Genomic DNA, 23311 nt, shown 5'->3' with positions numbered 1-23311 from the left:
AAATGAGGATGATATTTGTTTTTATATAGTATTGATGAAAGAGTATATTTTTTTAAAATAAAAATGACTGATAGTCAGTCATAAGAGGTGAGAGGTATGAAAAATAGAGCTTGGTTATATGTCATATTAACATGTATCTTTGAAATTTTTTGGGTGTTTGGTTTTAATACGGCTAATACTTGGTGGCATTGGATTATTATTTTAGGAGTTATCGCTGTTGATTTTCACTTCCTTTCTAAAGCGTGTGAGCATCTTGCAACAGGAACTGTATATGCTATTTTCGCCGGAGCTGGTACGGTAGGTACTTTCTTAATGGATGTATTTCTTTTCGGTGGAAGTTTCAGCGCAGGGAAACTATTCTTCATTCTTATGGTAGTAGCCGGTGTTATCGGTTTAAAGTTAGCTGACAATAAAGAAGAAACTGTGGAAGGAGCTGCTTAAAAATGGGTTGGTTTTTCGTATTTTGTGCTGCAATTAGTGAAATAGTCGGTGTGATAGGACTTAAAATGTATAGTAAAGATAAGACATTAGCCAATGGTGCGATTTATATAGGTGGGTTTGCTACATCCTTCGCATTTTTGTATACTTCCTTCTTATTTTTACAAGTAAGTGTCGCGTATGCGGTTTGGATTGGTATCGGAACAGCAGGTGCAGTTTTGTTAAACATGTTCTTGTTTGGTGAGTCGAAAAGTAAAGCGCGTATCATTAGTGTGTTTCTTATTGTATGTGGAGTGACAGGATTAAAGGCACTTTCTTAAAGATATATTGTATTTTTATCTCCTAATTGTTTATTAGGAGATTTTATTATAAAAAAATGATTTCCTCTTAGAGTTCACTATCATTGACAGTACAATCGATTATCTTATAAAATGAGTGACAGTCATTCAATACGCGTGTGAAAGGGTTTAGATGATGAATAAAAAAGAGAAAATTGTCTATGCAGCTATTGAAGTGTTTCAGGAAAAGGGCGTCGAAAAAACGAAGATTTCTGATATCGTGAAATTAGCTGGCATTGCGCAAGGAACTTTCTATTTATATTTTCCTTCTAAGCTATCTGTTATGCCTGCAATAGCAGAAGTGATGGTTGAAAAGATGATACTTGCAGTGAAAGAAAAAGTACAAAAAGATGTACCTTTTTCAAATAAAGTGGCACAAGTAATCGATGCGGTGTTTCACTTTATAGAGGAATATCGTGAAATACAAGCTTTAATGTATGCAGGTCTTGCATCTACGGAACATATAAAAGAATGGGAAGCTGTGTATGAGCCTCTTTATATGTGGCTAAGTGAATTTTTAAGTGGGGCGAAAGAAGCCGGTGAAATTCGTGATTCGGTTCACGCAGAGCGAACAGCGAAGTTATTTATTGCTCTTGTTGAATCAGCAGCGGAACAAGTTTATTTATATGATCATAAAGATGATGAGCAGGTCGAGCTACAAAAGGCAGAAGTACTAGATTTTTTAACACATGCACTACATATAAAGAAATAGTGAGATGAACCTGTCTGAAAAGGTAGGTTTATTTTTGAGGGGAAATGAATGATAGTCATTCACCTAATATTTATGTATGTGTGGAAGGATAGAGTGAAATTCTAATGAGTGGAGGCATCTCTACTCATGATTAGCCCACAAATAGCAGGATAAAGAAAAAGCTTCTTGGGCATTATTTTTTGAGAGGAGCTTACGGGAAGAGGTGTTAAAAGTGAAGAAACCGATAAAAGAACAAAAGATGGTATTGGTCATTCTTTTGAGTAATATATTTATCGCTTTTTTAGGGATTGGATTAATCATTCCGGTTATGCCGTCCTTTATGAATGACATGCATTTAACAGGGAAGACGATGGGATATCTCGTTGCAGTATTTGCAATGGCCCAGCTCATTACTTCACCTATTACAGGCCGATGGGTTGACCTTTACGGTAGGAAGAAAATGATCATCATTGGATTATTTATTTTTGGTGTTTCAGAACTTCTTTTTGGATTAGGAAAAGATGTATGGATGCTTTATGTAGCAAGGGTATTAGGCGGAATTAGTGCTGCGTTTATTATGCCTGGTGTTACGGCATATGTTGCGGATATTACATCTATTCAGGAACGTCCAAAGGCGATGGGATACTTATCTGCAGCGATTAGTACTGGATTCATTATAGGGCCTGGAATCGGCGGATTTATTGCAGAATACGGTATACGTGTGCCGTTTTTCGTTGCAGCAGCAATTGCCTTTATAGCATGTGTGATTTCGATTTTTATTTTAAAAGAACCTTTAACGAAAGAAGAACTTGCAGAGATTTCTTCTAATACGAAGGAATCAAGTTTTATTGGTGATTTAAAAAAATCATTACATCCAATGTATGCAATTGCATTTATTATTGTATTTGTACTCGCATTCGGATTATCAGCGTATGAAACAGTGTTTAGCTTGTTCTCTGATCATAAATTTGGTTTCTCGCCGAAAGATATTGCAGCGATTATTACAATTAGTTCAATCTTTGGGGTAGTTGTACAGGTATTTATGTTTGGCAAATTGGTAGACATGTTCGGTGAGAAAGTATTAATCCAAATATGTTTAATTGTAGGGGCAGTATTAGCATTCATCTCGACTGTAGTCTTTAATTATTGGATTGTACTTCTCGTTACTTGCTTCATTTTCTTAGCATTTGATTTACTTCGTCCAGCTTTAACGACGTTTTTATCAAAAGCAGCCGGAAAAGAGCAAGGATTCGTCGCTGGTATGAACTCGACTTATACGAGTTTAGGAAATATCGCAGGACCAGCGATGGGCGGAATATTATTTGATATGAATATTCATTATCCATATGCATTTTCAGGCGTTGTTTTAATAGTTGGTCTCGGCATTACATTTATGTGGAGAGAGAAACAGTTGGCTGAAAGTTTTGCGAAGTAATAAGAATAAAAAGTTATTGGAAAGCCCCTTTTTGTAAGGGGCTTTTTTTGCATGTTAATATGTGGATGGCTGTATCCATAACTTTGTCAAAGTAACTATCCTAATATACGCAACGATTCTTCAATAAACGCCGGTATATCTTCTGGTTGTCTACTTGTGACTAGCTGGTTTTGGCATACGACAACCTCTGTGTCATGAAAGTTTCCGCCGGCGTTTTTTAAATCGACTTCAATAGATTTATATCCAGTGACATCACGTCCTTCAAGTGTTTGTGCAGTGATGAGTAGCTGAGGTCCGTGACAAATAGCGAAAACAGGTTTTTTTGCATCCATAAATGCTTTACTAAAGCGAACGAAACGCTCATCTGCACGAAGTATATCTGGAGAAAATCCACCGGGTATGAAGAGTGCATCAAAGTTTTCTGGAGAAACACCATCAATATTTTTATCAATTACGACTTCGCTTTTTTCTTGTTTACCGTGTACCGTTTTACCTTTTTCCATTTCAATAGTTGTTAATTCATATCCCTTCTGTTTAAAAGCTTCTACTGGCTCTGTGTATTCTGTGTCCTCGAAATAATCCGTTATTAAAATAGCAATTTTTTTACTCATTCTAATCCGCTCCTTACATTATATTATCGGTTCCAGAATCGTCCTTGGGCAATGCCTTCTATAAATGACTCAATTGAAGTGTTTGTTAAGTTGTAAACTCCTGCTCCATCCAGTTTAATCTTACTATGGTCCAAAGCATGAGGATTACTAAGAACATGAGCTATCGGTTTAAAATGTTTAAAAGTAGTTTCTGCAAATTCTAAAACAGGGGGGTGAATGACAGACTCACTACTAAACACTAATACTGCATCAAAAAGGGAGGAGTCTGTTGTTGTATAAGTATCAGTTACTTTAATGGAATCATTGAACTGATAAATTTTATTATCTATGATGCTATAGTTAATTCGGTGTTGTACAAAAGCTTGAATCCATTCGGACAGAAGTGAGACGCTTGGGTCACCATTTAATAGAATTGCAACATTTTTGGAATCAGATTTAAAAATAGTATTGGACATACTTAGTGCAGGTGATTTTGCATCTGAATTTACTTCGTGATTTTCCTTAGGTAAAGGAGCTCCAATAATGTTAGCGACTTCTTGTGCTAATTGACGATCGACGTGGTTTAAGAGAGCAATTACATTTGCCTTCACCATGTCTGATTTACACTTCCCAACTTCAAAGCAAAAAGCTTCTTTTATGTGCTGCTTTTCAATAGGGCTCATACTATTGTAGAAAAGTTTAGCCTGAGAATAAAAGTTAAGAAAGCTTTTACTGCGACCTCTAATTTTATGCCCATCAATCTTTTCTTGATAATGTTCATATCCTCCTTGTTCGGCTTGGACGGTTGCAGGTTGATTGTTATTTAATCCATTAGGATGATAGCTTGTTTGACCGCGATGAATCTGCATTTGATGCATACCATCACGTTGATTATTATGAAAAGGACATACGGGCTGATTGATAGGGATTTGATGGAAATTAGGGCCCCCTAAACGAGATAATTGTGTATCTGTATAGGAGAATAATCTTCCTTGCAGAAGAGGGTCATTTGAAAAATCAATACCTGGTACGACATGACCAGGGTGAAAAGCTACCTGCTCTGTTTCAGCAAAGAAGTTATCAACATTTTTGTTCAATGTCATTTTACCAACTAATTTTACGGGAACTTTTTCTTCTGGCCATAATTTCGTTGGATCTAAAATATCAAAATCAAATTTATGTTCATCTTCTTCTGGAATTAACTGTAATCCAAGTTCCCATTCAGGATAATCCCCTTTTTCAATTGCTTCGTATAAATCTTGACGATGAAAATCAGGATTTTTCCCAGCAATCTTTTGAGCTTCATCCCATACTAATGAATGAACCCCGAGGGTAGGTTTCCAGTGAAACTTTACGAAATGGGCTTTTCCTTCTGCGTTAATGAGTCGAAATGTGTGAACTCCAAAACCTTCCATCATTCGTAAACTACGCGGAATAGCTCGGTCGCTCATTTGCCACATGACCATATGAGTGGACTCAGGATTATGCGCAACAAAGTCCCAAAAGGTATCATGAGCGCTAGCTCCTTGAGGAATATCATTATGTGGTTCTGGTTTAACTGCATGGACAAAATCAGGAAATTTAATAGCATCTTGGATAAAGAATACTGGCATATTATTACCCACTAAATCATAGTTTCCTTCATCTGTATAAAATTTTGTGGCGAATCCGCGTACATCTCTTACTGTGTCGTTGGATCCTTTAGAACCTTGAACGGTTGAGAACCGTACAAATACAGGTGTTTTCTTTGAAGGATTAGTAAGAAAATCTGCTTTCGTATATGTTTCTAAAGATTCATAAAGCTGAAAATAACCATGAGCGCCAACCCCGCGTGCATGAACAATCCTTTCGGGAATTCGTTCGTGATCAAAATGAGTCATTTTCTCGCGAAAGTGGAAATCCTCCATTAAGGTTGGGCCTCTTAAGCCCATCTTTAAAGAAAATTCATCTTCAGCTATTTTTACCCCTTGATTTGTTGTTAAAGCATGTTTGCATTGATTGTCAGTAACGTGATGCTTCAATTGTTCCGTTTTTTTATTCACAATATAGGCCCCTCCTTTACTCTGTTAATTAATAGATACCCTTTTTATTAGGTCGTAAACATGTATTATCGTTTTTGTATGTAAAAATCATAAAATATCGGTTGTTTCAGTGATTCTTGTTTGAGGAAGCAAAATAAAAAAGCCAAGGATAATTTATTTTCTCCTTGGCGTTTAAGAGATTTCTTTTCGTTAAAACGAAGAAACGCGTTGCTTCGTTTTTGGTACAATAATAAATTTGATCCAGAGTAACCCGACAATCATAATGATAAGGCTATGTAAAAATTGACCTGTAGCAATGAGTATAACACTCGAAAATACAATGAGTTGAATACTTAGCAATATAAAGATTAAGCTAAGAAATTGTTTCATTCTTTCTTCAGTATGGATTGGATATAATGCTGCAATAATATTTCCCGAAAAATATTTCCATAGTGAACGAAGCTGCATAGAGATCATATATAGAACGATGTAAGTGATAGCACCTTTTACGTATATATTTGGTATGAAATATAAGGCGAAAGCACCGATCAATCCTAAGCGAATATATATACCGAAATAATCATTTCCACGTAAAAATGCTAGTGTATGTAAGTAGAAGAAAGTTGCTCGTTTTTTATGTAATAAAGGTTCAATCCAATTTGTAAGCCATTTTCTTTTATTTACTTGTTTATTCAGTTGCGGAACATCTGTGAAAATGCTAGCAAATTGATAAAAACGAACGTTCATTTTTTCTTCTTGCTCGATTATGTAATCCCACGGTATTCGTTTTGTAGGCTGTTTTTTCGTATATAGAAGTAGGAAAGCAAGTAGTAAGAGTAGTCCGCCCAATATGAGAACATTTGCGGAATAAAACAGCATGTAAATGATTAGGGCGTTACAAGTAATACGAATGATCAGCCATATATTTTTTTCGTGACTATCACGCCACATCCAATGTATGTACATGTTCCAGGCTTTCGTAATCATTAACACGATAAAGATTGTACATAAAAAAGGTACAGTTAATTGTAATGATTGCATAGCAAGTGGTACGAGAATAAGGAACGTAAATAATAATGGGAAAAGCTGAATGATGTAATTATATAGAAGAGATTTTTTGAAATAGGATGTTAGTTTCTCTTCTAATGCAAGCAAATAGACAGCATCAGGTTTTTGAATAAATGTACGGATAGGGCATCTCGTTATAATGAACGTAAGTACAATCGTTATAATTATTAAAGATATTCCTTTAGAAGGAGATGCTTTTAGAAACTGAGCATAATAATATGCACCAACGCATGAAATAAAGATAAAGCTATATAGTAAACCGTTAATCATACGTGCAAAGTATGTAATGATATTTTGAATATGTTGTTGGAAGCGACTGCTCCATAGCGATTCGATTGACATGTTTTTCACCTCTTTGTTCTATTATATATGTTTTACAAAAGAAAAAACGAGCAAATTGCGTTATGCAACTTGCCCGTTTTTCTTTTCGTTATTTTTTTTCTGATCACGATTCATTAATGGATAGAAAGCAAATCCAATTACGAATAAACCAATTCCGAGAAGGAACGTTTTTATATCGGATGCGCCGGTTTTAATAACCCATAGTGCGTAGCAAAGTGCGATCACTGCGACTATACCATCTGTAATTCTTGCCCGCATTTCATTTTTATATGTTTCACCAGTTGCGACTAGTTTTAACTGGAAGATTGGTGAAACGAGATATGGAATGAGGTAGGCCAGTGTTGATACGGTAATAACGAATGTATAAGCTTCCGCAATAGTTCCTGATAATGTTGAGAATAGGAATACTTGCGACATAATGTTTGTTAATCGTAATGAGTAAATTGGACTTCCTTTTTTATTTGTTTTCGTGAAGAAGGAAGGGAAGAAACCTTCTTTTGCTGCTTGATAAGGTACTTCTGAGCTTAATAAAATCCAGCCTAAGATAGAACCGAACAGGGAAGTAAGAGCAAGTAATGCCATAAGTTTCCCGCCGCCATGACCCATTGCAGCGTTTAGTGCATCTGCTAATGGACGTTCAGAAGTTTGTAATTTATCAACGTGAAGTACACCCATTGTTAAAATTGTAATTCCTAAGTAAATCGCAACTGTAATAAGTAATCCCGCAACTGTTGCACGTTTTACCGTTTTTGGAGAAACAGCACGGTTTGATAAAAGAACGGCTGATTCAATTCCGATAAACGCCCAAAGCGTTGTAAGAGCAGCTAAATTTACTTGTGAAAGAAGACCGTGTGATGCACCTGATTTATCAATCATCGGTGTGTACCATTGTCCAAACTTAGAAGCTTCGAATGCAAATAACGTAACGACGATGAATAAAAGGAATCCAGTTACTTTCGTTGTTGTTGCTAAGAAGTTTAGTTTTCCAGCTCCGCTTACACCGTTCGTTAATATAATATGAGTTCCCCAAAGTAAGATGGAACAAATCGTAAATGTAATTAGTTTTCCGACTTCTACGTTAAACGAGCCGATTGAAAATAGTAGTCGCGTATCTTTCATAATTGGGAAGAAGAGTGATAAATATCCCGCAAATGATGTAATGATGGCAACGTTACTTGCCCAGTTTGCAACCCAATATCCCCATACCATACTGAAACCAGCCATTTTTTTCTTTTTTGGTGTTGAGAATAAAGCATATGCATGACTTTGTGGCCCTGTCGTTAAATCAGGACGACGAATTGCTAAATTACCGAAAACAAGAGCTAGCATTAAAACACCAAACCCTGTAGTTAACCAAGCTAAAGTGACACCGAGTGGGCTTGCTGTTTGTGCCAACGTACTTGGCACCATGAAAATACCAGCGCCAACCATGTTACCGACAACGAAAGCTGTTAGTACCCAAAAGCCCCATTTTTTTTGTTGCATAGAAAAATACCTCCAAAGTTAGTATAACCAAGTCAAGCGAGGAGATATGTATGTCTTCCTGAGTCAGGAAGAGAAGTCCCAAACAAAACAAAAAAAGCACGTAATCTGCCGCTACATGCTTTCTATCTTATAAGAAACCCACGACATACCTCTCGATAGCTCTCCACAAACGAAACGTTTGTGACAGTTCTGCACTTATTAAATGCAGACCCAGCAAGCGTGCATGGTGGACACGACTTACTTCGGCAACCATTCCTTTCTCATTCATTCATCAATGCCACTACATCTCCTGAAATGATACTCTTAATGATTGCAACCTCTACCTCACCGAGATACGAATGAGGATTTAAATATTAAATTAACGTCTTTAAGAGTAACAAATGAATTTTTATACGTCAATGGATATAGTAATAATCAGATTATAGAGAAGAGTTTGTGATTAGGAATGAATAATTATTTGATATAAAAAGAAGCCGATCTAAACTAGATCAGCTTCTACATATAAAATTAAACTAAGTTTAATACTGTTACTTTTTCACGTGTCATAGACTCAAGGCTCTTACGAATACCTTGTGCGCCCATACCTGAACCTTTTACACCAATGAATGGGAAGTGGTCAGGGCCGCGCTCTGTGCGTCCGTTAATTTGTACAGAACCAGTTTCGATTTTGTTAGCAATTGCAAATGCTTTGTTAATGTCTTTAGTGAAGACACTTGCTTGCAGACCGAACTCTGATTTGTTAGCAATTTCAATTGCTTGTTCATCTGAAGAAACACGGATGATTGGAAGGATTGGGCCGAATGGCTCTTCCCAAGCAACTTTCATCTCTTCTGTTACGTGATCGATTAATGTTGGGTAAATTAAGTTACGCTCACGTTTGTTACCGATAACGATTGTAGCACCTTTTTCTACAGCGTCGTCAACTAAACCTTGAACGAAGTCAGCAGACTTGTCGTCAATTAATGGAACGATTGTGCTGTCTTGTTCTGGAGATCCAACTGATAGTTCAGCTACTTGCGCTTTTAATAAGCTAACAAGCTCGTCCGCTACGTTTTCGTGTACAAGTACACGTTTAATAGCTGTACAACGTTGACCAGAGTAAGAGAATGCACCGCTTACGATATGGTTTGCAGCATCTTGTAAGTCAGCATCTTCACGAACGATACCAGGATCTTTACCACCAAGTTCTAATACAAGTGGAATCATTGAAGCTTTTTTCGCTAAATGTTTACCTGTGTTTGTACCACCTGTGAACGATACCATATTGATGCCTTCGTGTTCTACTAAGTAGTCACCAATTACAGAACCGCGTCCTGTAGCTACGTTTACAAGACCTTTTGGAAGGCCAGCTTTGTGAAGTGCTTCCACCATTTTAATACCACTAATTGCACCTTGAGTTGCTGGTTTGAAAATAACAGCGTTACCCATAATTAATGCTGGTGCAAGTTTTGCAGCAGATAAGTTTACTGGGTAGTTAAATGGTGCGATTGCTAATACAACACCAAGTGGTGCACGTTGGATAATCGCAAGTTTCGATTTCGTTCCGCCCGGGAAGCTATCGCCCATCATGCTTTCTCCGTGCATATGTAAAGCTTCTTCGATCGTGTAACGAATGAAGTCAGCTGTACGAACAACTTCTTTCTTCGCATCTTTATAGCCTTTACCGACTTCTTTCATAATGATATCGGCAATTTCATCCTGCATATTTACGAGCTCATCAGCCCATTTATATAAGTATTTTGCGCGATCTTGTAGGGAAGCTTCAGCCCATGATTTTTGAGCTTCTTTTGCAGATGCAATTGCTTCATCTACTTCTCCGCGAGTAATTGCTTGTACTTGTCCAATTACTTCGTGTAAATATGGAGATGGAATTTCGATTGTTTCTCCTGAAGAGCTTTCTCTCCATTCTCCGTTTAAATAAAATTTGTACGTATTGCTAGTTGTCATGATTAGTCCTCCTAAAATAGCAACTTGTAAGAGTGAGTATAAGGTGATTGTAGGGGGTTTGATAACATTTTTCAAATGAAATGTTTGTGAAAACGATTTCTTATTCTTTTTTTATTTTGTATGCCCTTTCTTACGGAATATTCTCTTATTTCAAAATGATGTAGCGTATATTTTTATTCAGTTTGTAAAAAAATAATTGACAGAATACTCAATAAAGTTGTAAGATTATAAATGGAAAATAAATGAAAGGGGTGTGCGTAATGATTGTAATCGTAAATGTAATGGGCTTAGCTCTGTTAAATGGCAGAAAACATTCATATCATTACGCAACCCGTGCGGATATATAAGGCATTCTCTGTCTTATAAGAAGCGTACGTTGCGTATATCGTAACGTACGCTTTTTATGCATTTTTGTGCATATCGTCAAGCGGCGGTATGCTTTTTTTTGTTTATTTTTCCTTGTATGGTTACGATGAAAATTTTGGAAGGTGGAAAAATGTGATGAGATTGTATGGGTTACGAAATGTAAATGTGATGGGTCTGGATAGTGGATAAAGAAGTGAGAGTTAAACGAGAACGAGAAGGGAGAGGTTACATTGTTATCAGTATTACTAAAGCTAAAATGGTTTTTTAAAGAGCATTGGAAGAGATATAGTATCGCTATTGGAGCTCTTTTAATTGTAAATATAGTTGAAGTCATTCCCCCGAAAGTGTTAGGGGTTACGATAGATAATATAAAAACAGGAACGTTAACGAATGCGGAGATTATGCAATTTATTCTCATTTTAATAGGGGTTACGGTAATTGGATATGGTCTTACTTTCGTTTGGCAACACCAGCTGTTTGGGGGAGCATTCGTACTGGAGAAAACGATGCGCTCTAAATTTATGGGGCACTTACTTAAAATGACACCGACGTTTTATCATAAAAATCGTACGGGTGATTTAATGGCGAGAGCGACAAATGATTTAAAAGCAATTGCTATGACAGCTGGTTTCGGTATATTAACGCTCGTGGATTCGAGTTTATATATGCTTACGATTGTCTTTATGATGGGATTTACAATTAGTTGGGAGCTTACATTTGCGGCGCTTATACCGCTTCCGATTATGGCGTATGCGATGAACATATATGGAAAGAAATTGCATGAGAGATTTACAGTCGCGCAAGATGCGTTCGGAGATATGAATGATAAAGTACTTGAATCGATTGCTGGTGTGCGTGTTATTCGTGCATACGTACAAGAGAATGCAGACGAGGAAAGATTTCATCATTTAGGAGATGACGTCTACGAAAAAAATATGAAGGTAGCAAGAATTGATGCATTATTCCAACCAACTGTGAAAATGCTTGTCGGTCTTAGTTATTTAATCGGCTTAGTGTACGGTGCATACCTTGTGTTCCAGTCAAAGGTGACGCTTGGTGAACTCGTTTCTTTTAACGTGTATTTAGGGATGATGATTTGGCCGATGTTTGCAATTGGTGAATTAATCAATGTTATGCAAAGAGGAAATGCTTCGCTTGACCGTGTGAATGAAACGTTAGCGTATGAGCCAGATGTAAAGAATCCAAAACATCCAAAGCTTGTGCAAGATCCGGATTATATTCAGTTTGATGATGTGTCTTTCTCATACCCTTCATCAACTGAAGAAAATTTAAAAAAGGTTTCTTTCACATTAAAGCAAGGAGAAACGCTAGGGGTTGTCGGAAAAACAGGAAGCGGGAAAACGACGCTTGTACGTCAGCTTCTTCGTCAATATCCGCTTGGAGATGGAGATATTGCGGTCTCTGATGTGACATTAGATAAAATAACAAATGAAAATGTACTCGGATGGATTGGGTATGTACCTCAGGAACATATTTTGTTCTCAAAAACAGCGAGAGAAAATATTTTATTCGGAAATAGGGAAGCGACGGAAGAAGAACTTGAGAAAGCAATTGAAATTGCTGCGTTTAAAAAAGACTTAGAGTTTTTACCAGAAGGATTAGAAACGCTCGTTGGAGAGAAAGGTGTTTCTTTATCAGGAGGGCAAAAACAAAGGATCTCGATTGCGCGAGCTGTTATTCAAAATCCAGAAATTTTAATTTTGGACGATTCTTTATCAGCTATAGATGCTCGTACGGAAGCAGCGATCATTGAAAATATAAGAACAGAAAGAAGCGGAAAGACGACGATTATTACGACGCACCGTTTATCTGCAGTGCAACATGCGGATTGGATTCTCGTTATGGATGAGGGGCAAGTAATGGAAGAAGGTACACATGCTCAGCTTATCCAGAGCGGAGGCTGGTATGCTGAGCAGTTTGAAAGACAACAAGGTGAAAGTGAAAGTGCGGATAGTGGGGTGAAAATATGAGCGTTTCAAAACGATTGTTTCAATATGCGATGAAAGTGAAGGGGACGATTTTTGCAGCGATGCTAATGTTATTTATTTTCGTCATTGCAGAGCTTGCTGGTCCTTTCGTCGCTAAAACGATGATTGATGATCATATCGTCGGGATAGAGAAACCTTGGTATGAAACAGAAAAGAGTGAAGAAGCTGTTTCATATAATGGCGCTTTTTATAAGCGAAGTGATCGCTTTGAACAAGGCGAGACAAAAGGTAAAGAAGTACGTGTGATGCAAGTCGGTTTTCAATATTATTTTGTACCGAATAAAGTGAATATTGAAGGGTCACGTACTGTAAAAGGTGATATGATTACCGTTCAAAATGGTAAGGCGGTGCAAGTGTATAAAGCGAAGGCATTAACGAAAGAAGAAGTGTTTGCATTTTATAAACCAGAAATAAACCGTCTATTATTACTTGGTGGTGGCTATTTCGCTTTATTAGTAGTCGTATCATTATTTGCATACGGAAAGCAGTTCTTCTTGCAGAAGGCAGCGAACAAAATTATTCAAATTATGAGGGAAGATGTGTTTTCTCATATTCAAACGTTGCCGATTCGTTATTTCGATCATTTACCGGCGGGGAAAATTGTTTCGCGTGTGACGAATGATACAGAGGCCATTCGTGATTTATATGTAACTGTACTTGCAACATTCGTTTCTAGTATCATTTATATTATTGGGATATTCGCTGCGCTATTTTTATTAGATGTGAAGCTCGCTTCATTATGTTTATTAATTATCCCAATTTTAATTGTTTGGGCGATTCTTTATAGAAAATATGCGTCTGTATATAATCATAAAATGCGTTCACGTTTATCCGATATTAACGGAACAGTGAATGAATCCATTCAAGGGATGCCAATTATTCAAGCGTTCCGTCAAGAGCGTGAAACGAAAAAAGAATTTGAAGAATTAAACGGCGATTATTTTAAGTATCAAAATAAAATTTTAAATTTAAATGCAGCAACTTCGCATAACTTAGTAGCTGTATTAAGAAATATCGCTTTCACAGGAGTGATTTGGTATTTCGGCGGTGCGTCATTAAGTGCTACAGGTATTATTTCACTTGGGGTACTGTATGCGTTCGTCGATTATTTAACACGATTATTCTCGCCAATTACGAATATGGTGAACCAGCTTGCAAACTTAGAGCAAGCGCGCGTTGCATCAGAACGTGTCTTTGAATTGTTAGAGGAAAAAGGAGAAGCGGTAGAAGAAGAACGTATGCCTCGTTTAAAAGGAAATGTAAAATTTGATAATGTATCATTTTCTTATAATGGAAAAGATGAAGTGTTAAAAAATATTTCTTTTGAAGCGAAACAAGGCGAGACAGTGGCACTTGTCGGTCATACTGGATCAGGAAAAAGTTCTATCATGAATGTACTCTTTCAATTTTATGAGTTTGAAAAAGGAAAGCTTACGATTGATGGTCATGATGTAAGAGAAATGCCGAAACAAGCAACTCGTGAGCATATGGGAATCGTACTGCAAGACCCGTTTCTTTTTAGCGGGACGGTCGCTTCCAACGTAAGCTTAGAAAACGAAAAAATTTCAAAAGAGCGCATTGTAAAGGCGCTACGTGATGTTGGTGCTGAAAGATTTGCAAACAATATAAATGAAGAAATTACAGAAAAGGGAAGTACGCTTTCCACTGGAGAACGTCAGCTTATTTCGTTTGCTAGGGCGCTTGCTTTTGATCCAGCTATCTTAATACTAGATGAAGCAACGTCTAGTATTGATACAGAAACAGAGGCGATGATTCAACAAGCGCTGGAAGTTGTGAAAAAAGGAAGAACGACGTTTATTATCGCTCACCGCCTTTCAACAATTAAAAGCGCAGATCAAATTATTGTGCTCGATAGAGGGACGATTTTGGAAAAAGGGTCTCATGATGAACTCATGAAAAAGCGTGGGCGTTATTATGATATGTATAAAACGCAAATGGAAGGCAATCAGAGTGCTTAATAGGTATGGAGGAGAACTTGTGATTTTCACAAGTTCTTTTTTATTGATGAACATGTCGACTCTTTAGCGAATTACGACAGTTAAATAAGAAGTATTGTTTTACCTTTTTCTTTATAAATGCTATATTAAAAAATGTTACTTATTTTTTGTATGTGGCGTTATTTTTCCCTTTTGTTTGATTATGAAGAAAAAGGATAAACTAAATAAGAACATTTTCATTGAAAAATTGTTCAAGATTGCATACAATCAATATAGTTTTTAAATTCCTATCAGAATACTTGGAGGATTACAATCATGAAGAAATTATTTTCAGTGCTTGCAGTAACTACATTAGCGATCGGGATTGTAGCCGGCTGCGGTAAAGAAGAGAAAAAAGATACAGCTAGTCAAGACGCGTTACAAAAGATTAAACAAAGCGGTGAACTTGTAATTGGTACAGAAGGTACATACCCACCATTTACGTTCCACGATTCAAGCAATAAATTAACTGGATTTGATGTTGAATTAGCAGAAGAAGTTGCAAAACGTTTAGGTGTAAAACCTGTATTTAAAGAAACACAATGGGATAGCTTACTGGCTGGCCTAGATGCAAAACGTTTCGATATGGTTGCAAACGAAGTTGGTATTCGTGAAGATCGTCAAAAGAAATACGATTTCTCTAAGCCATACGTTTCATCTTCAGCGGCATTAGTTATTGCAAAAGATAAAGATAAGCCTGCTACATTTGCTGATGTAAAAGGACTAAAAGGAGCACAATCTTTAACGAGTAACTATGCAGATATCGCTAAGAAAAATGGTGCGGAAATTATTGGTGTAGAAGGATTTAGCCAAGCAGCAGAATTATTAGCTTCAGGACGCGTTGACTTCACAATCAATGATAAGTTATCAGTACTAAACTACTTAGAAACGAAAAAAGATGCGAAAATTAAAATTGTAGATACTGAAAAAGAAGCTTCAGAAAGTGGATTCTTATTCCGTAAAGGTAGCACTAAGCTTGTACAAGAAGTAGATAAAGCGTTAGAAGATATGAAAAAAGACGGTACGTATGACAAAATAACGAAAAAATGGTTCGGTGAAAATGTATCTAAGTAGTGCATTGGTTTCAGATCGATTGTCTACTTGGATAGATATTATGCAGTCTTCCTTCATGCCTATGCTGAAGGAAGCTGTTTTTACGACAATTCCATTAACGCTTATTACATTTATTATCGGGATTATACTGGCAACGTTAACAGCGCTCGCACGTATTTCTGGTAGTCGTATTTTACAATGGATTGCTCGTATCTATGTATCTATCATTCGCGGAACGCCACTTCTTGTACAGTTATTTATTATTTTCTATGGTCTTCCAACTCTTAATATTGAAGTTGAGCCATATACAGCAGCAGTTGTTGGATTTTCATTAAATGTCGGTGCATATGCATCTGAAATTATTCGTGCTTCTATCCTTTCCATTCCGAAAGGGCAGTGGGAAGCAGCTTACACAATTGGGATGACATATCCACAAGCATTAAAACGTGTTATTTTACCACAAGCAACGCGCGTATCAATTCCACCGCTTTCGAATACATTTATTAGCTTAGTGAAGGATACTTCATTAGCATCATTAATTTTAGTAACAGAAATGTTCCGAAAAGCGCAGGAGATTGCGGCGATGAACTACGAGTTTTTAATTGTTTATTTTGAAGCAGGTCTTATTTATTGGGTTATTTGTTTCTTATTATCAATCGTACAACAGATGTTAGAGAAGCGTTCAGAACGCTACACATTAAAATAATCCTTTTACAAAAGGAGTTTTTGTTTTTATGATTTCAATTCAGCACTTACAAAAAAGTTTCGGAGATAATACCGTACTAAAGCATATAGATTTAACAGTTGAGAAAGGCGAGGTTGTTGTTATTATTGGACCGTCTGGATCTGGTAAAACGACATTCTTACGTTGTCTTAACGTACTAGAAACACCAAACGCCGGTAGCATTCGCATCGGCAATAAAGAGCTTAATTTTGCTCAAAAAGTATCGAAGAAAGATATTGTAAATCTTCGTACGCAAACAGGTATGGTATTCCAGCACCATAACTTATTCCCTCATTTGACAGCACTTCAAAACGTAATGGAAGGACTCATTACAGTGAAAAAAGTAGGGAAAGAAGAAGCGAAGAAAAAAGCAAACTACTTCCTTGAAAAAGTTGGTTTAGCAGATAAAGTGGATTTATATCCATTTCAATTATCAGGCGGACAACAACAGCGTGTTGGAATTGCGCGCGCGCTTGTGATGGAGCCGGAAGTGTTACTATTTGATGAGCCGACGTCAGCACTTGATCCTGAACTTGTTCAAGAAGTTCTGAAAGTAATGAAAGAACTTGCTAAAGAAGGTATGACGATGGTCATTGTAACGCACGAAATGCGTTTTGCACATCAAATTGCGAACCGTGTTATTTTCATGGATGGCGGTGTCGTTGTTGAACAAGGTACACCAGAAGATGTATTTACAAATCCAAAAGAAGAACGTACGAAGAAGTTTTTACAAATGTTAAATTAATTAAGGTCTCAAGGCATATGCCTTGAGACCTTTTTGCCATATATATTTATTTGTGGAATCCGCCAAGGCTTTGCTCAGCCATTGCAACTAGACGTTTTGTAATTTCTCCACCAACTGAACCGTTAGCACGAGCCGTAGAATCTGCTCCTAATTGTACACCAAATTCTTGAGCGATTTCGTACTTCATTTGATCGATTGCAGCTGTTGCACCTGGTACTACTAATTGATTTGAAGAATTTTGGTTTGCCATAGGAATATATCCTCCTTAGAGTTATAAAAGTTTTTTTGGTTGGACTAGCTGGAGTTGAACCAGATTATCGCCCCGGTTGGCGCTAATCCATCGGTAATTAAGTTTGTACTCATAGTATGGATGTTACCTAGAAAGATATACAAAATAATAATTTGTAAATTTTGTCAAAAAAACTTATTGATTTCGTAAATTATGAAATAAGAGTAATCGTTGTATTTTTAAGAAAACAGGCCAAACTAAGGAGGATATTAAATATAATTTTCTCATTGTAGCCTGCTACTTGTAGGCTAATCATTAGCTTCTTATTTATGATTTATTGAAATGAAATCGGTAGCAACTTCATAGTTCTATTTTTAAGTAGGGATGGAGTGACCGCTCCTATGCATGGGTAGGTGCTCTCTTCAATCTAAAAAAGAGAGGCTTTAAACGATAACGTATGGAGGAATCATGATGGGGATTTGCCCGCTTTGCAACGCATTAGAATCACAAACATATTCTTGTCAAAATTGCCAAAGTATACTCCAAGATTATGGGAAGTCTGTAGATTACATAGACGATTATAGTGCCTATATGGATCAAGAATTATTAAATGCAGTAGATGGTTTAACGCATAATAATTCAAATGAATATTGCAATCATATTTTTTATTGCGGAGTATGTAACGTGGAAACAGAGGTTGTAGTAAAACTTGTGTAAATAGAAAACTTCCACCTTATTATCTAGGTGGAAGTTTTTGTTTTTGTATTTGTGAGTGAATCATAGGGGAAGGGATATGTTCGGTATTTGATGAAGCCCCTGATTTTATTTGAGACATTTTTTCTTTTGTATCACGTAAAGAATGTTCAGTTAAGTAGACGGCATATTCGTAAAATAACTGGCGCGTCATTTCACTTTGCTCTTTTAATTTTTCATCTTGGAATACAGTTCGCCCAGGTTTAGAGTTGGCTTCAAAGAGCCACGGATTTTCCTTTGTGTCTAAACCGATATCAAAACCGATTTCTCCAATATTTCCGGTTACTTGTTCATCGAGCGCGTAACTTATTTGTAAGGCAGTATGTTTTAATTTGTTTTCAATTTGAACTTGTTTCGTTGAATCTGGAAAAAGCTCTTGTAGCAATTTTGTATCACCGCCGCTATTTACGTGCGTTGTTAAACTGCCTTTGCCGGCGATTTTGGCGACGATTGCACTAACTATCCAATTACCGAAATGATTTTTATTTGTATGAATGCGGAAATCAACAGGTTGCCCATCGAAGCGAAGTAACGAAATACCTTGCTGTACGATAAACTTTTTTAAATCATGTCCCTTTAATACGTGGTTTAGAAGAGTTTCTAATGATTGATACTTTCTCAGTTTATTTTCTTCATTTTCGCGATAACGACAGTAGTAGCAATTCTCTGTTTGAGAATAAAATATTTGATGAATATTTCTACCAAAGCTCCCGTGTATTGGTTTCATGTACACTGATTTATACGTGCCAAGAAACCGTTCTACTTGTTCAAAATGCTGAAATGCTTCTGTGTTTGGTAATAAGGGTCTAATTGATTCGTCTTTCATAAGAAGTTGATGAACTTCCCATTTATTGAAAAAACCTGGATTAAACCATGGAATGGAGTAGTCTTGTTCTAACTTTCTTTTTGCTCTGACGATTGGTTTGTAATTTTCTGCTTGTCGATTTGGTAATCGATCGTAAATGACATTTGGTAAAGGAACCTTTTTCTTTATCCATTGTTTCTCTTGAAAGAAATATCCTTCAATCGTTTCTTCTTCCCAGTTTATATGTTGAACGCCAAAGACGAATACGAACGGTCGTAATGAGAATGGTGGTGTTAACAACTCACTGAGGGCAATTGAACGATTTCCTAAAGGGATAGAAGAATCATCGTTAAAGCCAGTTGTGAAAATGCCGATTAATGGTCCGAAAATAATTGTTTGGTTTTGTGTGAATGCATGAATAGTGGTTGATTGAGGTAGTAAAAGTTTTTCAGCAATATGTTTTCCGATAATAATTTCGCGAGTAAAGGAATAATGAATTTTCACCTCTTCACTTGCAATGTGACGTATACCGAAGGAGAGGGATGTAATAGGTGGCGTAATAGAAAAAACGTAAGGTAAAGTAATACTATTTGGATGTTCATCTGAAATGTTTAATGTATATATATGTTCTTTCAAAATAGGTTTACCTCCTTTCATTATGGTGTAAAGCGACTGAATTTAAGTGGTCCGTGAAATATCTTTTCAGCTAATGAATCACTATGACGAATGTATTGTTCGTAAGGGGGAATCGTGTTGACATACATAAGCCAAATTGCGCCTTTTTGATCCATAATGGTGGAAAGTTCTAGTTCAAATAACGAAGAATAAGACTGATCTAGTGTTTGGAATACTTCATTTACAATGTCGTGTAAAGCATCTTGCAATAGTTGCACACCCGTACTAGATAGTACGTATTTAATTTTTGAAAATGAATGTAATGAATCATCGTCCGTTGTTGAGGGTAAAAGCTGATTAGGAAATGAGCTTTTTTGTATAAATTGACCGATAACATTCCAAGTTTGTTCTTTGTTTTTTTGCAAAATGGTTCGAATGTGGAGTGGATATGTTAATTGATTTGGTGGTTGTAGCATAGTGTGCGCTATGTAACGGGATGAACGTATGTTAGATTTACACCAAGATATAAATTCGTCTGTCCGTTTGATTGTAATAGAAGTATGGTATTTTTCATTTACTGTATCGATATGAAACGTTTTATTTTTGTAAGCAATTCGATATAAGTTATCCTTAGAATGTATATTAGTGGGGCGTATAATAATATCTTTAGTTTTTAACAACAGTTTGAAAATGTTTTGTATCGTTGCTATTTCAAATTTTGGTATATAAGGAGATAATTTTTTATTCGTGAGAAATAAATCATGTAGTTCGCTTAAGTCAATAAGTGTGTTATTTAAAAAGGTAGTGGAAGGACGATTGTGCAAAGAGTGAATAATTGATTTTGCTTTTTCAAAGTCTGTTTCCTCGTGAAAAGAATAACGATCATATATATAAGAAGGAATAGGGAATGTTTGCTCTTTCCATTTTCCTGTATCTGTATCGTAAATAAGACCAGAAACAAGGTCTGTTTTAGGATCAATACAAAATGGCGTAAACTGGGCAACGACATTATGATAAAGCCGAGCGCGTTTAGCGATTTCGGTGTAATATGTTTGCTCATAATGAAGTTTAGAAGCTAAAAGACCGAGAACCAACGAAATCACTCCTTTACTACTATTTGCATAATAGGCGAAGCTATATATTGCAAATACGTTTTTATACCATTATACTTTTGTCCGTATGATGATATGCTATAGTTTTGGAGAAGTGAAAGGTTGATTGTAATGAATATATGGTTAAATATGTTAACGACGACAGGACTCGGAGCAATTATTGGGGGATACACGAATCATTTAGCGATAAAAATGTTATTTCGTCCTCATCGCCCTATTTATATCGGAAAGTTTCAAGTTCCATTTACACCAGGATTAATTCCGAAACGTCGTGATGAACTTGCTGTTCAATTAGGGAAAATGGTCGTAGAAAATTTGTTAACACCGGAAGGAATCGGAAAAAAGCTAACAAATGAAGAGTTTCAAAAAGGTTTAATCCACTGGGCGCAAGTGGAAGTGGATAAAGTAATTAAGAATGAACAATCACTGCGACATATGTTAGAAAAATGGAATGTAGCGCATGTAGAAGAAGAAGTGACTCAAAAAATTGAACATGTGATTACAGAAAAAATACAGGCATTTTTAGCTGAGTATTATACATATACATGGGAACAGGCTTTACCTCATTCTGTAAATGAAAAAGTAGAGAATGCGATTCCGAATGTCTCGGCGTTTATTTTAGAGCGAGGAATTAGCTTTTTTGAAAGTGAAGAAGGGAAAGGCCGTCTTTCAAAAATGATTGATGATTTCTTTGCTTCTCGCGGAACGCTACTTAACTTAGTCGGAATGTTTTTAGGAAATGTAAGTGTAGTGGATCGTGTGCAGCCAGAAGTTATTAAGTTTTTAGGGCAAGATGGTACAAAGCAGCTTTTAACTGACGTACTGCAAAAAGAGTGGGAAAAGTTAAAAGGAAGAGATGTAAAAGAATTAGAATCGTTTGTAGAGAAAGAAATGATTGTAAGCTCCGTGTTGTCAGCAGTTAAAGTAGAGGAAACAGTGAGTAAGTTTTTAAATCAATCTGTTCAGCAAGTATGTGAGCCAGTTCGAGAAACAATTATTGAAAAAGTGGTTCCAAGCACAGTAACGAAAGGCTTGAAGTGGGGAACAGAAAACGTAGAGAGTATACTAAACAATCTACATCTTGCGGAAATTGTCCAGCAAGAAGTGTCTACATTCTCAACAGAAAGATTAGAAGACTTAGTTCTGTCTATTACGAAAAATGAATTGAAAATGATTACGTATTTAGGAGCATTATTAGGTGGAATAATCGGACTCGTACAAGGATTGTTACTATTGTTTCTTAGATAATAAGGTGAGTACATAGAAATAAAAGTGAAATTTCTTCACATCTCTTGCATAGTTTGATATGGTAAGAAGAGGTGCGTATGTAAATGCACTGAAAAGGCAGTGCGAGTGAAAAGCGCTAGCCTTCTAAAGGAGGAAAAATAAAATGACAAAGAACATTCATGATGTTGCATATGAATTACAAAAAGCAATCGCTGAAAACGAAGACTTCAAAACTTTAAAAGAGAGCTACGCAGCAGTTCAAGCCGATGCGGCTTCAAAGAACTTATTTGATGAGTTCCGTACAATGCAACTTAGCCTACAACAAAAAATGATGCAAGGCCAAGAAATCACTGAAGAAGACAACCAACAAGCACAAGAAGTTGTAGCTCGCATTCAACAAGATGCTAAAATTACAAAATTAATGGAAACTGAGCAACGCCTAAACGTTGTAATCGGTGACGTTAACAAAATTATCATGAAGCCACTTGAAGAATTATATAGCGCGCAACAACAAGCGTAATAGTGGAAGACGCTCCTAAAGGGGCGTCTTTTTATTGTTTATGACACAGAGAATCGCGTCTTTTACGTATATAAAAGGTGCGATTTTATATTTTCGTTTACACGCATTTGTATTGCGGTGTCTATAAACGCTCGATTGATTCAGCTAATAATCAGTGTTTTTTCATCGCCACTCACTGTTTATTATTTGAAATTTATATGAATATAGAGCATATTGAGGGAATTCTCTTTCAGCCATCTCCTATCTATTTCGTAGAGGCGCATTAGTATTTCGGTGAAACAATTGTAATTTTTACATATAATGTATGTGCTGCGGAGAAAATTAATAGAGATAAATGGAAGAGGTTAGAATAGATGGAGACCCTTATAGATTTACATAGTTTTAAAACGGAAATATTAGCGAAACATGTACTTCATATGATGATAGAAAATGATTTCTTTTATCAAGGATTGCAATTGGTTGAAAATATTTGGGTAAATGATTCAACTATTTTTATAAATAACGTAAAGATACTTACAAAAGGTATTGAGATTTATAAAAAGAATAATGAATTTTATTTAACACGTCAGCCAGATAGTACTAAAGTAATATTATATTAATATAGTATATATAGTGGGAAAGTAGCTTATAATTCTCAAAAATTTGTGTTATAATTTTTTCCTAATCTAACGATGGTGAGTATATATTTTTATGGGATTCTGATTTTTTAGAAGTGTGTTTAATCTATGTGCTTTTGAAAAATATAGAGCCATTTTTAATGTTTTAGGTGTAAGATAAATAATTCTATATTTTGAGGAAAAC

General features: G+C 36.2%; 21 protein-coding genes and 1 riboswitch. Of the genes, 13 read left to right on the top strand and 8 right to left on the bottom strand.

From position 1 onward, the window contains the following. Nucleotides 1-96: 96 nt before the first annotated feature. The 4 genes from DN403_RS17420 to DN403_RS17405 all read left to right on the top strand — a co-directional run bounded on the left by DN403_RS17420 (nt 97) and on the right by DN403_RS17405 (nt 2902). On the top strand, nt 97-441 hold the full coding sequence (locus DN403_RS17420; protein WP_000796018.1) for a DMT family transporter: 345 nt from the start codon (nt 97-99) through the stop codon (nt 439-441). Nucleotides 442-443: 2 nt separating this feature from the next. After that, nucleotides 444-758 (top strand): DMT family transporter, encoded by a 315-nt coding sequence (locus tag DN403_RS17415; RefSeq protein WP_000539671.1) that lies wholly within the window; start codon nt 444-446, stop codon nt 756-758. A gap of 151 nt (nt 759-909) precedes the next feature. Continuing rightward, a complete protein-coding gene (locus tag DN403_RS17410; RefSeq protein ID WP_002162922.1) occupies nt 910-1488 on the top strand; it encodes a TetR/AcrR family transcriptional regulator in 579 nt (192 codons plus the stop codon). A gap of 211 nt (nt 1489-1699) precedes the next feature. Further along, complete coding sequence (locus tag DN403_RS17405) at nt 1700-2902, top strand: MFS transporter (protein WP_149185644.1); 1203 nt, start codon at nt 1700-1702, stop codon at nt 2900-2902. Between the two features lie 95 nt (nt 2903-2997). On the opposite strand, the gene DN403_RS17400 is transcribed toward DN403_RS17405, so the two are convergent. The 5 genes from DN403_RS17400 to gapN all read right to left on the bottom strand — a co-directional run bounded on the left by DN403_RS17400 (nt 2998) and on the right by gapN (nt 10355). Next, nucleotides 2998-3513, bottom strand: coding sequence for a type 1 glutamine amidotransferase domain-containing protein (locus DN403_RS17400; protein WP_000037535.1), 516 nt, complete (start codon nt 3511-3513; stop codon nt 2998-3000). 23 nt (nt 3514-3536) lie between these two features. Continuing rightward, nucleotides 3537-5534, bottom strand: a complete 1998-nt coding sequence (locus DN403_RS17395) for a catalase (protein WP_001036539.1) — start codon at nt 5532-5534, stop codon at nt 3537-3539. A gap of 189 nt (nt 5535-5723) precedes the next feature. Next, entirely contained in the window at nt 5724-6923 is a 1200-nt protein-coding gene (locus DN403_RS17390) for an ABC transporter permease (RefSeq protein WP_000021362.1), read from the bottom strand. A 60-nt stretch (nt 6924-6983) separates the two neighbouring features. Next, complete coding sequence (locus tag DN403_RS17385) at nt 6984-8408, bottom strand: amino acid permease (RefSeq protein ID WP_001186305.1); 1425 nt, start codon at nt 8406-8408, stop codon at nt 6984-6986. A 148-nt stretch (nt 8409-8556) separates the two neighbouring features. Continuing rightward, nucleotides 8557-8738: riboswitch (Lysine riboswitch) on the bottom strand. A 177-nt stretch (nt 8739-8915) separates the two neighbouring features. Next, a complete protein-coding gene (gapN, locus tag DN403_RS17380; RefSeq protein ID WP_000213634.1) occupies nt 8916-10355 on the bottom strand; it encodes an NADP-dependent glyceraldehyde-3-phosphate dehydrogenase in 1440 nt (479 codons plus the stop codon). 596 nt (nt 10356-10951) lie between these two features. Between gapN and DN403_RS17370 the strand changes: the two genes are divergently transcribed. The 5 genes from DN403_RS17370 to DN403_RS17345 all read left to right on the top strand — a co-directional run bounded on the left by DN403_RS17370 (nt 10952) and on the right by DN403_RS17345 (nt 17249). Further along, nucleotides 10952-12712 carry an ABC transporter ATP-binding protein gene (locus tag DN403_RS17370; RefSeq protein ID WP_149185643.1) on the top strand — a complete coding sequence of 587 codons (1761 nt, stop codon included), beginning with the start codon at nt 10952-10954 and terminating at the stop codon, nt 12710-12712. Continuing rightward, entirely contained in the window at nt 12709-14709 is a 2001-nt protein-coding gene (locus tag DN403_RS17365) for an ABC transporter ATP-binding protein (RefSeq protein WP_000116622.1), read from the top strand. The genes DN403_RS17370 and DN403_RS17365 overlap by 4 nt, the downstream gene beginning before the upstream one ends. Nucleotides 14710-15003: 294 nt before the next feature. Further along, on the top strand, nt 15004-15801 hold the full coding sequence (locus DN403_RS17355) for an amino acid ABC transporter substrate-binding protein (RefSeq protein ID WP_000732844.1): 798 nt from the start codon (nt 15004-15006) through the stop codon (nt 15799-15801). Next, nucleotides 15788-16486: an amino acid ABC transporter permease gene (locus tag DN403_RS17350; RefSeq protein WP_000281496.1), complete on the top strand. Its 699-nt coding sequence runs from the start codon at nt 15788-15790 to the stop codon at nt 16484-16486. Before DN403_RS17355 ends, DN403_RS17350 begins: the two co-directional genes overlap by 14 nt. 28 nt (nt 16487-16514) lie before the next feature. Then, nucleotides 16515-17249 carry an amino acid ABC transporter ATP-binding protein gene (locus DN403_RS17345; protein WP_149185642.1) on the top strand — a complete coding sequence of 245 codons (735 nt, stop codon included), beginning with the start codon at nt 16515-16517 and terminating at the stop codon, nt 17247-17249. A gap of 46 nt (nt 17250-17295) precedes the next feature. On the opposite strand, the gene sasP is transcribed toward DN403_RS17345, so the two are convergent. After that, a complete protein-coding gene (sasP, locus tag DN403_RS17340) occupies nt 17296-17499 on the bottom strand; it encodes a small acid-soluble spore protein, SasP family (RefSeq protein ID WP_000013338.1) in 204 nt (67 codons plus the stop codon). Nucleotides 17500-17949: 450 nt separating this feature from the next. Here sasP and DN403_RS17335 point away from each other — a divergent pair, with 450 nt between their 5' ends. After that, entirely contained in the window at nt 17950-18195 is a 246-nt protein-coding gene (locus DN403_RS17335; RefSeq protein ID WP_000510472.1) for a hypothetical protein, read from the top strand. Nucleotides 18196-18214: 19 nt separating this feature from the next. Here DN403_RS17335 and DN403_RS17330 read toward each other — a convergent pair whose 3' ends face one another. Both DN403_RS17330 and DN403_RS17325 read right to left on the bottom strand, forming a co-directional pair. Beyond that, a complete protein-coding gene (locus DN403_RS17330; protein WP_000658095.1) occupies nt 18215-19672 on the bottom strand; it encodes a YheC/YheD family endospore coat-associated protein in 1458 nt (485 codons plus the stop codon). A 20-nt stretch (nt 19673-19692) separates the two neighbouring features. Next, nucleotides 19693-20745 (bottom strand): YheC/YheD family endospore coat-associated protein, encoded by a 1053-nt coding sequence (locus DN403_RS17325; RefSeq protein WP_149185641.1) that lies wholly within the window; start codon nt 20743-20745, stop codon nt 19693-19695. Nucleotides 20746-20874: 129 nt separating this feature from the next. Between DN403_RS17325 and DN403_RS17320 the strand changes: the two genes are divergently transcribed. The 3 genes from DN403_RS17320 to DN403_RS17310 all read left to right on the top strand — a co-directional run bounded on the left by DN403_RS17320 (nt 20875) and on the right by DN403_RS17310 (nt 23109). Beyond that, a complete protein-coding gene (locus DN403_RS17320) occupies nt 20875-22011 on the top strand; it encodes a DUF445 domain-containing protein (protein WP_149185640.1) in 1137 nt (378 codons plus the stop codon). Nucleotides 22012-22153: 142 nt separating this feature from the next. After that, complete coding sequence (locus tag DN403_RS17315; protein WP_000164612.1) at nt 22154-22510, top strand: YlbF/YmcA family competence regulator; 357 nt, start codon at nt 22154-22156, stop codon at nt 22508-22510. Nucleotides 22511-22863: 353 nt separating this feature from the next. Continuing rightward, a complete protein-coding gene (locus tag DN403_RS17310; RefSeq protein WP_149185639.1) occupies nt 22864-23109 on the top strand; it encodes a hypothetical protein in 246 nt (81 codons plus the stop codon). Nucleotides 23110-23311 lie beyond the last annotated feature (202 nt).

This window comes from Bacillus sp. AY2-1 (assembly GCF_008368965.1).
Classification (GTDB): Bacteria; Bacillota; Bacilli; order Bacillales; family Bacillaceae_G; genus Bacillus_A; species Bacillus_A thuringiensis_S.
Note: the sequence above shows the minus strand (reverse complement) of the source record. Positions and strands in the feature narration are given on the sequence as shown.